This is a genomic window from Shinella sp. (assembly GCF_049651085.1).
GTDB lineage: Bacteria > Pseudomonadota > Alphaproteobacteria > Rhizobiales > Rhizobiaceae > Shinella.
This window is the reverse complement of sequence record NZ_JBASBL010000004.1, coordinates 93,629-106,952: the sequence shown is the minus strand read 5'-3', so window position 1 is coordinate 106,952 and position 13,324 is coordinate 93,629. Positions and strand designations below refer to the sequence as shown.

12 protein-coding genes and 1 tRNA gene are annotated in these 13,324 nt (G+C 61.1%); 11 read left to right on the top strand and 2 right to left on the bottom strand.

The genetic code is table 11. The features are described from left to right. The first annotated feature begins 58 nt into the window (after positions 1–58). From xylF to WA950_RS00960, 4 genes are all read left to right on the top strand, one after another. Positions 59–1,099 carry a D-xylose ABC transporter substrate-binding protein gene (gene xylF, locus WA950_RS00975; protein ID WP_424549799.1) on the top strand — a complete coding sequence of 347 codons (1,041 nt, stop codon included), beginning with the start codon at positions 59–61 and terminating at the stop codon, positions 1,097–1,099. 218 nt (positions 1,100–1,317) lie between these two features. Continuing rightward, positions 1,318–2,631 carry a sugar ABC transporter permease gene (locus WA950_RS00970; protein WP_424549798.1) on the top strand — a complete coding sequence of 438 codons (1,314 nt, stop codon included), beginning with the start codon at positions 1,318–1,320 and terminating at the stop codon, positions 2,629–2,631. A 14-nt stretch (positions 2,632–2,645) separates the two neighbouring features. Next, the gene (locus tag WA950_RS00965) at positions 2,646–3,431 is read left to right on the top strand and encodes an ATP-binding cassette domain-containing protein (protein ID WP_424549797.1); all 786 of its coding nucleotides are present in this window, start codon (positions 2,646–2,648) and stop codon (positions 3,429–3,431) included. Positions 3,432–3,607: 176 nt separating this feature from the next. Continuing rightward, positions 3,608–3,684: transfer RNA gene (locus tag WA950_RS00960), tRNA-Arg, on the top strand. A 301-nt stretch (positions 3,685–3,985) separates the two neighbouring features. Here the strand turns inward: WA950_RS00960 and WA950_RS00955 are convergent. Then, on the bottom strand, positions 3,986–4,645 hold the full coding sequence (locus WA950_RS00955; protein WP_424549796.1) for a GntR family transcriptional regulator: 660 nt from the start codon (positions 4,643–4,645) through the stop codon (positions 3,986–3,988). A 363-nt stretch (positions 4,646–5,008) separates the two neighbouring features. Between WA950_RS00955 and WA950_RS00950 the strand changes: the two genes are divergently transcribed. From WA950_RS00950 to WA950_RS00920, 7 genes are all read left to right on the top strand, one after another. After that, the gene (locus tag WA950_RS00950) at positions 5,009–6,130 is read left to right on the top strand and encodes a mandelate racemase/muconate lactonizing enzyme family protein (protein WP_424549795.1); all 1,122 of its coding nucleotides are present in this window, start codon (positions 5,009–5,011) and stop codon (positions 6,128–6,130) included. Between the two features lie 137 nt (positions 6,131–6,267). After that, positions 6,268–7,167: an amidohydrolase family protein gene (locus tag WA950_RS00945; RefSeq protein ID WP_424549794.1), complete on the top strand. Its 900-nt coding sequence runs from the start codon at positions 6,268–6,270 to the stop codon at positions 7,165–7,167. Between the two features lie 15 nt (positions 7,168–7,182). Further along, positions 7,183–8,154, top strand: a complete 972-nt coding sequence (locus WA950_RS00940; protein ID WP_424549793.1) for a hypothetical protein — start codon at positions 7,183–7,185, stop codon at positions 8,152–8,154. Positions 8,155–8,413: 259 nt separating this feature from the next. Beyond that, positions 8,414–9,076 (top strand): ABC transporter permease, encoded by a 663-nt coding sequence (locus tag WA950_RS00935; protein WP_424549792.1) that lies wholly within the window; start codon positions 8,414–8,416, stop codon positions 9,074–9,076. After that, positions 9,073–10,188 (top strand): ABC transporter ATP-binding protein, encoded by a 1,116-nt coding sequence (locus WA950_RS00930; RefSeq protein ID WP_424549791.1) that lies wholly within the window; start codon positions 9,073–9,075, stop codon positions 10,186–10,188. The genes WA950_RS00935 and WA950_RS00930 overlap by 4 nt, the downstream gene beginning before the upstream one ends. After that, positions 10,185–10,937: an ABC transporter permease gene (locus WA950_RS00925; protein WP_424549790.1), complete on the top strand. Its 753-nt coding sequence runs from the start codon at positions 10,185–10,187 to the stop codon at positions 10,935–10,937. The genes WA950_RS00930 and WA950_RS00925 overlap by 4 nt, the downstream gene beginning before the upstream one ends. A 21-nt stretch (positions 10,938–10,958) precedes the next feature. After that, entirely contained in the window at positions 10,959–11,849 is an 891-nt protein-coding gene (locus WA950_RS00920) for a glycine betaine ABC transporter substrate-binding protein (protein WP_424549789.1), read from the top strand. Between the two features lie 178 nt (positions 11,850–12,027). Here the strand turns inward: WA950_RS00920 and WA950_RS00915 are convergent, their stop codons facing one another. Further along, the gene (locus tag WA950_RS00915) at positions 12,028–13,074 is read right to left on the bottom strand and encodes a CatB-related O-acetyltransferase (protein ID WP_424550051.1); all 1,047 of its coding nucleotides are present in this window, start codon (positions 13,072–13,074) and stop codon (positions 12,028–12,030) included. Positions 13,075–13,324: the final 250 nt, after the last annotated feature.

Here is a 13,324-nt window from a genome sequence, read left to right as displayed (position 1 = left end):
GGTCGTTGATTGGACGGGAGGTTCGTCCAGACGGCCGGTGTTCACCTGGGAGGATAATATGAAATCCGTTTTGAAGCTGATGGCAGGGGCTGCCATCATCGTTTCCATGCATTCTGCCGTTCACGCCAAGGACCTCGTGGTCGGCGTTTCCTGGTCTAACTTCCAGGAAGAGCGCTGGAAAACCGACGAAGCCGCCATCAAGGCAGCGCTCGAGGCTTCCGGCGACAAGTACATTTCGGCTGACGCCCAGTCCTCCGCAGCAAAGCAGCTGACGGACGTCGAGTCGCTGATCGCCCAGGGCGCGAACGCCATCATCGTTCTGGCGCAGGACAGCGACGCCATCGGCCCGGCCATCGAGAAGGCCGCCGCCGAAGGCATTCCGGTCGTCGGCTACGACCGCCTGATCGAAAACCCGGCAGCCTTCTACATCACCTTCGACAACAAGGAAGTCGGCCGCATGCAGGCCCGCGAAGTGTTCAAGGTGAAGCCGGAAGGCAACTATGTCTTCATCAAGGGCAACTCGGCCGATCCGAACGCCGACTTCCTCTTCGACGGTCAGCAGGAAGTGCTGAAGGAAGCAATCGACGCCGGCAAGATCAAGAATGTCGGCGAAGCCTATACCGACGGCTGGAAGCCGGAAAACGCCCAGAAGAACATGGAACAGTTCCTGACGGCGAACGACAACAAGGTCGACGCAGTCGTCGCCTCGAACGACGGTACGGCCGGCGGCGCGATCGCGGCGCTGGCAGCGCAGGGCCTTGCCGGCTCCGTTCCGGTCTCCGGCCAGGACGCCGACCACGCCGCGCTCAACCGCGTTGCGCTCGGCACGCAGACCGTCTCGGTCTGGAAGGACTCGCGTGAACTCGGCAAGCGTGCCGCGGAAATCGCAGCCCAGCTCGCCGGCGGCAAGACCATGGACGAGATCGAAGGCATGACCACCTTCAGCGGCGGCCCGAAGGGCGTCGAGATGAAGTCGGTCTTCCTCGCTCCGCTGCCGGTGACCAAGGACAACCTGAACGTCGTCATCGACGCGGGCTGGATCTCCAAGGAAGCCGCCTGCCAGGGCGTCGCTGCCGGTTCCGTCGCGGCCTGCAACTGAGCCAGCACCATCCGGATCTGACCTGATCATTGCCGGGCGCCGCAACGACCTTCGTTGCGGCGCTTGCGCAAGGTGGGCAGCGGGCAGAGGATGAATGCGGCAGACATCCTCGAAGCGGGATGAAGACAGGCGGGCGGCGGCATTCCGTTTTACCCCGCCTGGGCTGGCGACCGCGCCCGGACGACACGTTCAACAAAAGTGAGGGGGACGGCAGAGCCATGGCCGACATCACGAATACCGCCCATGCCAATCGCGCGCGATCGACGAGCGAGAATCCGGTGAAGCGCTTTTTCCGCGCAACGGAGATCGATACGCGCCTGCTCGGCATGGTCGGCGCGCTGCTGATCATCTGGATCGGCTTCAACATCCTGTCCGGCGGCCTGTTCCTGACGCCGCGCAACCTCTGGAACCTTTCGGTCCAGACCGCTTCCGTCGCCGTGATGGCGACCGGCATGGTGCTCGTCATCGTCACGCGCAACATCGACCTTTCCGTCGGCTCGATCCTCGGTTTCGTCGGCATGATCATGGGCGTGCTGCAGGCCGAACTCCTGCCGCAGCTCATCGGCTTCAACCACCCGGCCACCTGGATCGTCACGCTTGCGGCGGGCATCGCGCTTGGCGCAGCCATCGGCGCGCTGCACGGCTCGATCATCGCCTTCCTCAAGGTGCCGTCCTTCATCGTGACGCTCGGCGGCCTGCTCGTCTGGCGCGGCGCCACCTGGTTCGTCACGAGCGGGCGCACGGTCGCCCCGATGGATTCCACCTTCCGCCTGATGGGCGGCGGCACCGAAGGCTCGATCGGCGCAACGGCCAGCTGGATCGTCGGCATTCTCGCCTGCATCGCCATCGTCGCGACGATCGCCAACTCGCGCAAGCAGCGCAAGCGCTTCGGCTTCCCGCTGCGCCCCATGTGGGCCGAATATTTCCTGGTCGCCGTCGGCTGCGCGCTGGTGCTCGGCGCCATCGCCGTCGTCAACAGCTATCCCTGGCCCGTCGCCATCGCCCGCAAATATGCCGACGCCAACGGCATCGCCTGGCCGGAAGGCGGCCTGTTCATCCCGCACGGCATCGCAATTCCCGTGCTGATCGCCATCGTCGTCGGCATCGTCATGACCTTCATCTCGACACGCCTGCGCTTCGGCCGCTATGTCTTTGCGCTGGGCGGAAACCCGGAAGCGGCGGAACTTGCCGGCATCAAGACCCGCTGGGTGACGGTCAAGATCTTCGCGGTCATGGGTATGCTTTGCGCCATCGCCGCCGCGATCTCCACCGCCCGCCTCAATGCCGCAACCAATGCGCAGGGCGAGCTTGACGAGCTCTACACGATCGCCGCAGCCGTCATCGGCGGCACCTCGCTTGCCGGCGGCATGGGCACCATCGCCGGCGCCATGCTCGGCGCCCTCGTCATGCAATCGCTGCAATCGGGCATGGTGCTGGTCGGCATCGATACCCCGTTCCAGCGCATCGTGGTCGGCATGGTCCTCGTCGTCGCCGTCTGGCTCGACACGATCTACCGCGCCCGCGCCAAGTAAGAGGAGCTCACCCAATGACGGACACAAGCACGCCCCTCGTGGAGATGAAGAACATCTCCATCTCCTTCGGTGGCATCCACGCCGTGGACAATGCCTCGATCGATCTCTACCCCGGCGAGGTCGTCGCCCTGCTCGGCCATAACGGCGCCGGCAAGTCGACGCTGATCAAGATCCTTTCGGGCGCCTACCGGCGCGACAGCGGCGAGATCCTGATCAACGGCGAGCCGGCAGACATCAACAATCCGCGCGACGCCAAGAAATACGGTATCGAGACGATCTACCAGACGCTCGCCGTCGCCGACAATGTCGATGCCGCCGCCAACCTCTATCTCGGCCGTGAGCTGCGCACCGCCTGGGGCACGCTCGACGACGTGGCGATGGAGGCCAAGACCCGCGAGGTGATGGGCCGCCTCAACCCGAACTTCCAGCGCTTCAAGGAGCCGGTGAAGGCGCTTTCGGGCGGCCAGCGCCAGTCGGTGGCGATCGCCAGGGCTATCCTCTTCGACGCCCGCATCCTCATCATGGACGAGCCGACCGCCGCGCTCGGCCCCCAGGAGACGGCGCAGGTCGGCGAACTGATCAAGCAGCTGAAAAAGGAAGGCATCGGCATCTTCCTCATCAGCCACGACATCCACGACGTCTTCGACCTCGCCGACCGCGTCTCGGTGATGAAGAACGGCCAGGTCGTCGGCCACGCCCGAACCGAGGACGTCACCAAGGATGAAGTGCTCGGCATGATCATCCTCGGCAAGGTCCCGGAAAAAGCCACCCCCGGCCCCGGCGCCATGCAGACCGCCTGACCGGACCGCCCCGAACCCGAAGGAGCCGCCGAAAACCCCGGCGGCTCTTTCCTTTCAGCACGATCGCGACAGCAAACCGCAGAAGAGATCGCCTTTGCGCAATTTCCCGATTGAAGCCTGCCCACAGCTAGGCTAAGAACCCTCTCATCGGACAGGCGATTCATCGCCTAGGGCAAGCACCCGTAGCTCAGCTGGATAGAGTGTTGGATTCCGATTCCAAAGGTCACAGGTTCGAATCCTGTCGGGTGCGCCATCTACGAGCCGGAACCGTCCCACCGGCCATCACCAGACCTTAAAGTACACTCCGCCTTCCGTGATACGGATGCGCTCATGGCGCGAAGCCAGGCTTGGTGGAACGATACATCGCCGCCTAGCGGATTGGCGCGCATGACCTCCTCGGAAGGCGCTATCTTCGCTTCCATAAGTCGCGCCCAGGGCCGCAACTCGGCAACGGTGCGCTCGAAGGCGGTCAGTGCGATATCGCGCGCGGCCTTTACGGCCCTTCGGTACACAGGTCGGGCAGTCACGATAACGATAGCGGCCGGATTTGCCGTTCAGGCAAAACTTGAAGCGCCCACCCCCAGCCTTTGCAAATAGGCTTCCTTCGCGGGGCGCATATGATCGACAACGAGCTTGCTCAACACGTCACGTTCCTGATTCACAATCGCGTCGATCATCGCCGCGTGTTCTTCCACTGCGCGATTCAGCATGGCCGGATCTCCAATCGAGTACGAGCGGCAGACATGCGTTTTTTGACAATAGGACTCGATGGAGTCGGCAAGAGCGTCATTGTTCGCAGCCGAATATACCGTTCGGTGGAAGGCGAGGTTCAGGTGGAAGACCTTGCGGAGGTTTCCGGCGCGCACGCAGGCCTGATGTTCCTCATGGATCGCGGTTAGCTTCTCGACGATATCCGGTGCGACCGGAAGGGGCATGATCTGCACGGCGCCTTCTTCGAGCAGCCTTCGCACGACATAGAGGTCCTCTACTTCGTGCGGTGTGAGGCTGCGCACCATTGCGCCCTTGTTGCGCTCTCGCACGAGCAGCCCGGCGACCTGCAGGATCGACAGGGCCTCGCGGACAATGTGCCGCTTGACCTTGAAGCGATCGATCAGGTCATCTTCGATCAACCGCTCCTTGGGAAGCAATCTCCCGAGGACGATTTCCTCTTCCAGCTGCGCAGCAATATTCCGTACGGTTGATTTGCCTTGCATGAACTTTCGACGCCTGCTTGTGAACGGTGTGTGGCTTGATTACGCTCGGATGCAACCGGATTTCAGGATGCGGCGTGGTCCGGCTCAACCGCTGATACTATGCGTGGTGCAGTGCCCCTGGCGCAAGCAGTCCCAGCCATGTCGTGCATCCTTCCAAGTGTTCCAGCCGTAGCCTCATCGACCGCTTGACTGTGGAATTTTTCCGCTGCGTTGCGGGAGACGTGGCCTCATTCATAGTGCCAGATGGAAATCCGCGCAATGTCAAAATAATTATTAATAATCGTATTGACATTGAAGCGCGATGAAGAGAGCTTGCCGTCAATAGTTTCCTGTCGATGGAGACGTCATGCTCTTGGAGGTCAAATGAGCAAGATTACCGCTGTGCGGGCACGTGCGGTCCGCGTACCGCTGGATCAGATCACGTATCTTTCCACCCGTCAGATCGAGGCGCGCGAATATTGCCTGGTCGAAGTCGAGACCGCCGATGGGCAGGTCGGGATAGGCTTCTGCTATGCGGGGCACACCGCCGCCAAGCTCGTGGCCGAGGCCGTCCGCCTCCTGCTGGCTCCTGTTGTCATCGGGCAGGACAGCCACCGGGTCGAGGGAATCTGGCGCGAAATGTATCAGGAGGGCCTGCTGCATGGCCGCTCCGGCAGCGTGCTGCGTGCGATCAGCATCATCGATGTGGCCATATGGGACCGCAACGCCCGCGCCGCCGGCCTGCCGCTCTACAAGTATCTGGGCGCCTGCCACGAGGGCAGCGTCCCCGCCTATGCCAGCGGCGGTTACTATGTCGATGGAAAGACGCCTAAAATGCTCGGTGAGGAGCTTGCCGGCTACGTTGCGGCAGGCTTCAAGGCGGTGAAGATCAAGGTTGGCCGCGGCAGCGTTGCCGAGGAGCATGCCCGCATTGCGGCTGCCCGCGAGGCGATCGGCCCCGGCATCCCCCTCATGCTGGACGCCAACAATGCCTGGGCGGATCTGGAAACGGCGCTGGGCTACATGAAGGTATTCGAGCCCTATGATCCCTACTGGATCGAAGAGCCCTTCAGCCCGGATGATATTGCCAATCACGCGCGCCTTGCGGGCCGCACCTCCATACCGGTGGCGACCGGGGAGATCGAAGTGGGGCGCTGGCGCTTCAAGCAGTTGCTGGAAGCCGGCGGCGCCATGATCCTGCAGACGGATGCTGCCGTTTGTGGCGGCATCACCGAATTCCGGCGCATTGCGGCCACGGCTGACAGCTATGGCGTCACGATGAGCCCGCACTGGTTCCATGACCTGCACATTCATCTCGTGGCTTCCACGCCGAATGCGCGCTTCGTGGAATTCTTCCCGGACAACCAGGTGCTGAATTTCCGCAAGCTTGTCGGAAAACAGCTTGAATTCCGCGATGGCCGCCTGCAATTGCCGACGGATCCAGGGCTTGGCTTCGATTTCGATCGTGCGGCGGTAGACCGGTTTGCCACCGAGGCATGGCACTAGAAACCGTTTCGGGAGACGGCTCGTCTCCCGAAACAGTCCCCAGACGGTTCAACCTTTCTGGTGCGGCCTGAGGCAGTCCCTGTGCCATTGCACAGGGCTGCTGGGAAGCATCGTGTTATTCTGGACAGGCGATAGCGATGCATGCGGACGAACGGCGTATAGACGGGCATGTTCATTTTTATACGGAGGCGGATCTGACCCGGGTGGCCGGCCCGGTACCCTATGCCTTGCCCGCACCCCACTCGATAACAGCCTATCTTGACGGGCTGATCGACAAGGGACACACACCGAAACTGCTCAACAATGTGCATTTGAGCATTCTGCCGGATTCCGAGAATGTCTTTGCCTCCTTCGCGGAGCTTGCGGCATTGCAGGCGCGCGATCCCGAACGCTACGGGGCGATCCGGTTGTGGGGTACGATCAAGGCCGATCCGGACTATGCCGATAGTGAACGGCTCTCCCATCCCCAGGTCGCCGGTATCCGGATCGTTCTGCTGGATGCGGCCCCTGAGGCGGTTTCCGACGACGCCTATTGCGGAACAGAATGGCAGGCGCTGTTTGCACGGCTCCGACCGGACCAACACATTCATGTCTATGCCCAGCAAGCGGCGACCAACCTCAAGGTGCTGCGGCAGATGCCAGGGCATCTTCGCGTCATCATCGACCACCTTGGCAGCGGCTACACCGAAGAGGGATGCAATAGTCCCGCCTTTTGCGACTTGCTGGCCGAGGCGCGCCGAAGGGGCAATGTCTGGTTCAAGGGCCCCGGCTACCGCACGTCGATCGACGTTGACGATGTCGTGCCCTTTGCCGTTCGCATCGTGAGAGACGTGGGGGCAAGCCGGTTGATGCTCGAGGCAACGGATGCTCCCCATGTCGGCCGCGATCACCAGCAGCGGGCCTATGCACATCACTTCACCCCGCTCCAGACTTTCGACTTCTGTACTCAACTCGCCGAAAAAGTCGCTGAAATCACGGAGGTAGCGGCACAGACGCTCCTGCGTGACGCAGCCTCCGAGATTTTCCCCTCGTCCTGATGAAAAGAGACTGACATGGACATTGGCATTGAAGACATCGTATTCACCGTCAACTATGGCGACGAAGAAATTGACCTGACGGGTCAGGTGTTTCGTCCCAGGAATTTCGAAGAAAAATCAAACCTGCCGCCGATTGTCTTCAATTCGGGGTTTGCCGGCGGTGTCAGCATGTATGGCCAGCTGTTTGGCCGTGCGCTGGCCGAGCGCGGCTATTGCGTCATGACCTACGACGTCGCGGGCTTCTACACGAACAAGCATGCCCGCAATATCGTTCAGCAGGGTAATCTCACCCTCACGAATGTGAGCCTGGAAGACCAGAAGGACGAAGTGCTGGGTGCGATCGCCTGGACGCAGAAGGCATTCGGTCGGATGCCGGCGGTGGTTTCCTGGGCCATGGGTGGAACTGCAAGTCTCGCAGCGATCGCGCAGCTGGCGCGCGCCGGCGGACCGCAGGTCGCATTCTACGCCCCCCTGAACTATACCCGCATCTCGTCGCTCCAGAATCTGCGGGCGGACAAGGCAGCCGCCCATGCGTCCTTGATGGCGCTGGCAGACGACGACGCCATCCCGCCCTTCGACACGGGCACGCAGAAGACCAGACTGGGCTTCTATCCTCTTGATACGGATACCCAGGCCTATGTCGACGAGCAGCTCGGCGCCTATACCGAAGCGGCAAGCGTCGAGCGCTGGCCGGGCTGCAGTCACATGACCGCAAGTTCCTACAAGGACTATGTGGCCTTTGACCCGGAGGCCGGACTGAACGGCTCGGCAGGCTTCCCGCCGGCACTGATCGTCCACGGTGCGGACAATACCCTGCACCTGCCTGAAGAAGCGGTCCATCTGCATGGCGTCTATCCGGGCGATGCGACGGACGGCCCCTACATCATCGGCGGGATGGCGCACGGCCAGCAGAACCAGCCGGACAATGCCATTTTCCGGCAGATGATCGACCAGATCGACCGGAATATCGCCACGCGGGCCGTCTGATCCTGCGAGAGACAAGGATGCGGCCCGTCACAGGGCCGCATCCTTTCCGTGAACCTCTTCTGTCATCCGGGAATCTGATCTTGATGCTGCTGTCTGATAGTACCGGCCCGATCGACGGCCTTGCGCCCGACGCGGGTGGCATGAAGAAGCAACGGTCGATGCATGGCAGGTCGAGGGCGCGATGCCCCTCCGCTTCACGTTCGAAAAATGCAGCCACACTTTATCGGACACTCTAGGTAGCGAAAGGCAGGCTGCAAAAATGGAAATCGTCCGGTTCATCTTTGAAAATCTGGGCATCATCGGCACCCGTGCGATCGAGCACATATCGATCGTCTTTCTGGCGGTGGGGATCGCGATTGCAACGGCAGTACCAATCGGCATAGCGATCACCCAGTCCAGGGTGGCGGCCGATACCGTCCTCTACCTTGCGTCGATGATGATCACCATTCCGTCCATAGCGCTGTTCGGGCTGATGATCCCGCTCCTGTCGCCAATCGGGCATGGCGTGGGCTATGTGCCGACCGTCGTTGCCGTGATCCTCTATTCGCAGCTGCCGATCATCCGGAACACCTACACCGCCATCACGAATGTCGATCCCGCTCTTCGCGAGGCCGCCCAGGGGATGGGAATGAGCACCTGGCAACGCCTGCGCCAGGTCGAGATACCACTCGCCATTCCCGTCATCATGGCCGGCGTCCGCACGGCAGTCGTCATGAATATCGGCGTGACGGCGATTGCCGCCTATATCGGCGCGGGCGGGCTCGGAACGTTCATTTCACGCGGTATCAGCCAGTCCGATCCCCGGCAGCTCATTACCGGGGCCTTGGCAATCTCGCTGCTTGCGATTTTCGCCGATCTCTTCCTTGCGCTCGTGCAGCGCCTTCTCACGTCACGCGGCATCCAGAGGAACACGACACCATGATCCGGCTAGAGAACCTGACCAAACATTTCGGTTCTGCGTCCAACCCGTTCGTCGCGGTCGACAATGTCAGCCTTGACCTGCCGAGCGGCGAGATCTGCGTGCTGCTGGGCCCTTCCGGTTGCGGCAAGACGACCACGATGAAGATGATCAACCGCCTGATTCAGCCGACGAGCGGTAAAGTCTTCATCGACGGCAAGGACACGAGCACGGTAGACCTGATCGAACTGCGCCGCTCCATCGGATATGTGGTCCAGCAGATCGGCCTGTTCCCGAACAAGACGATTGAAGACAATATCTGCATCGTTCCCGACCTCCTGGGGTGGGACCGCCGCAAATCGCGTGTACGGGCGAAAGAACTCCTTGATCTGGTCGGCCTTCATCCAGACCTCTACCTGAAGCGCTATCCAAAAGAACTGTCGGGCGGCCAGCAACAGCGTGTCGGTGTTCTGCGGGCACTCGCAGCGGATCCGCCGGTGATGCTGATGGATGAGCCATTCGGCGCGATCGATCCGATCAACCGGGAGACGATCCAGGAAGAATTCCTGAAAATGCAGCAGGAGATCCGCAAGACGATCATCTTCGTTTCGCACGATCTCGACGAGGCGGTTAAGATGGCGGACAAGATCGCGATCTTCCGGGGCGGAAAGCTGGAGCAGTACGCAGCGCCCGACGATCTTCTGGCGCGCCCCGCCAATTCGTTCATCGAGGATTTCCTCGGGTCGGACCGGGCGCTCAAGCGGCTTCGGCTGGTTAACGTCAGCGCCGCGATGGAGACGGGTTTCGTCACTGTCTCGCCCTCGTCTTCCGTGGAAGAGGCCCTGCGCGAGATGCGGGCCATGCGCAGCATCGCCGCCTTTGTCCTTGCGCCGGACGGCGCGCCGCAATTCCTCCTGAGCGATGAGATGGCGGCAGGACGCTCGGGTACGGTCGGTGATCACATGGTGCCGGTGAAGGGCTCCGTGCGGATGGGCAACGACCTGCGGCAGGCCGTTTCCCTGATGTTTGCCCATGACATGCCGCTGCTGCCCTGTGTCGATGAAAACGGCAGAATGGCCGGGGTGGTGAGCTATCGTTCCATCGTCTCGAATCTCGGCCATGGAGAAAACGGATGAGCGTCTCCTCCGTCCAAGCCGCAAAGCAGGGGCGTCGCGCCGGGATCGTTCAGGCCGTTGCGCTGGTATCGCTGGCCGGTATTCTTGTCTGGCTGTGGTCCAGCGGAATGGCGGATGAAATTCTTACCTATTCCGACGACATCTCCTACCTCGCATTTCAGCATCTGGAGCTTGTCGCCTGGGCCGGTGCTCTGGCCATCCTGTCGGCCGTGCCGATCGGCATCGTGCTCTCGCGCCCTGCCCTCCGCTCCATTTCGGAGGCGGCGATGCAGGTGTTCAACATCGGCAGCACGGTGCCGACGCTGGCAATCCTCGCCTTGTCCATGTCCGTTCTGGGCATCGGCACCGTGCCGGCGGTTTTCGGCCTCTGGGCCGCGACCCTTCTTCCGATCGTGCGCAATACCTATGCCGGCATTTGCGCGGTTCCCCCGCACTTGGTGGAGGCCGCGACCGGTATGGGAATGACGCCGCGCCAGGTTCTCTGGCGCGTCGAACTGCCGAATGCCCTGTTCGTGATCTTCGGCGGCATCCGGACAGCACTGGCGATCTGCGTGGGTTCGGCGCCACTGGTCTTCCTGATCGGCGCGGGCGGCCTCGGCGAACTGATCTTTACCGGAATAGCCTTGAACGACCTTCAGATGATGCTGGCGGGGGCCATCCCCACGGCATTGATCGCGGTCCTGGTCGATTTTTCCATCGGCCAGATCCAGTACCATCTCGTCCCCCGCGGCATAAATCCGCTGCGATAATAAAATGAAAGAGAGGAACAAATGACCTTCGTATCGAAATTCACCAAGACCCTGCTGTCCGCTGCCGCAGCAGCCCTCGTCGCGACATCGGCCTGGGGCGCCACCATTACCATCGGGAGCAAGAACTTCACCGAGCAGCTCATCATTGCCGAAATGACCAAGCAACTGCTGCAGTCCAAGGGCTACACGGTCAACAAGAAGGAAGGCATGGGCACGAGCATCGTTCGTGCGGCATTGGAGAACGGCGAGGTCAGCCTCTACTGGGAATATACCGGCACGTCGCTGATCACCTTCAACAAGGTGACAGAACGGCTTTCGCCGGAGGAGACCTACGAGCGGGTCAGGGCGCTGGATGCTGAAAAGGGGCTGGTGTGGCTGGCGCCGTCGCGCGCAAACAACACCTATGCCTATGTTATCAAGCCGGACAATCCGAAGACACAGGGCTTCGAGACGATCTCCGACCTCGCCAAGGCCTATACCGATGGTGTTGCTGTGCTGATGGGCACGACCGCCGAGTTTCCGAGGCGCGCAGACGGCCTGATCGGCTTGCAGAAAGCTTACGACTTCGAGGCCGGACGCGCCAATCTGCGGCCCATGGATATCGGTCTTGCCTACAATGCACTCGCCAACGGCGATATCGATACGCTCACGGCACAGGCAACCGACGGGCAGATCGCAGCAATGGGCCTGAAGGTTCTGAAGGACGACAAGGAGTTCTTCCCGAGCTACGTGCTGACGCCGGTCGTGCGCAAGGACGTTCTCGATGCAAATCCCGAGCTGAAGGATATTCTCGAAGCGGTTTCCATCAAGCTGGACGATGCGACGATGGCGCGGATGAACGGCCAGGTCGAGGTGGACAAGAAGACCATCGAAGCCGTTGCTGCTGACTACCTGAAGTCGCTCGGCATGTAAGCCGCGAACACGCGATTTCCATTTCTGCCTCGCTCACCTGACCCTTGCGGCGGTGGGCGAGGCGTTAAACCGATCCTCATTGATTCCGACTTGTTTCACCGCCGGTGCCGGCGTTCCGCGCCAGGTCGACATGCAAGGGCGCTACTGGCTGGCGGCGGCCCTGACATCGTGAAATTGTTCAGCCGATGATCGAGGCCTTGAAAAGCGAAAGCGCCAGATCGATACGCTTCGGTCTCCACCGCTGAATAGAACCGGCAGCTTCTCTCTCGATCAATTCCTTGAGAAGGCGCTCAGGGTCCGACCAGTGCGGCGGAAGGTCGACGATGTTGAATTCCCACCATTTCGTCTCCAGTAGAAGATCGATCAGCGCGCAATCGAAGCGCTTTCGGATGGGCCTGGCCGGCACGCCTCCGACAATTGTGTAAGGCGGCACGTCCTTCGTGACGACTGACCGCGTGGCCACCACAGCCCCATCGCCGATCGTGACGCCCTTGGCGATCACCACCCCCTCCCCGATCCAGACATCGTTCCCAATTGTGACAGGTACGTCGGAGACACTGTACGGCTCTTGTATCAGCTCGCGGCCATAGTGTTCCCGAGCGACATCCTGGAAGCCTGGATGATAGGTGACGGGATGCGTCGTAAGACGCTCCATCGGGTGGCTGTCACCCATGATTTGAACGTTCGAAGCAATGCTGCAATAGCGACCAATGGAGATGTTTCCCCGCGTCGGCCCGACGACATAGCTGTAGGCGCCCATCTCGGCGAAAGCCCGAAAGGGAAGTGTTACCTCGGGTTCGACAAAGACTTGCCTTCCGAACACGACGAATTCGTCCTGTGCATAGACGTCGTCATACTGACCGCCGTGACGCAAGAACACACGATTTCGCTTGAGGAATTCCGTGCAGCCTTCCGTCCAGGTAAAGCCCAGCGGATAACTGAGCTCGACCCTTTCCATGAAAAGCGTCACGCCGGGCTGCCAACCGTGAATTGCCGGAAGAACAGGCCCCTCGTAGCGAGTTTCTGAAACGCGATTGAGCAGGGCTGTCGGCTGCTTCTCTCCACTCACCAGGATGATCGCGCCTTCATGGGGGAGCCAGTACATCATACCGGGGTGCTGATGATTGAGAATGCGGCCCCGCTCATTGAGGATTATGGCGTTGGCGATGATGCCGTCAGAACTGCCAAACTGCCAGAGATGGTCGCTTATATTGTCGTCAAGCACCAAAACCAACACCCCTATGAATTGTGCTCAGATCGATGAAATCGACAACGTGTAGTTAGTATCTTGCGTGGGGCTGATGTGGCGAAAATTGCCTGAAGGAATGCAAATCGTCGTACTTTGATCATCGGTCACCTCACCCCCTCCCGATCACCGCCATCGCGATCGCGAGCCGTTTCAGCGCTTGACAATAGAAATGGCGGCTGCAAAATCTTCCCTCATGGGGTTGCGATCACCCCACGAGGCCACGGCC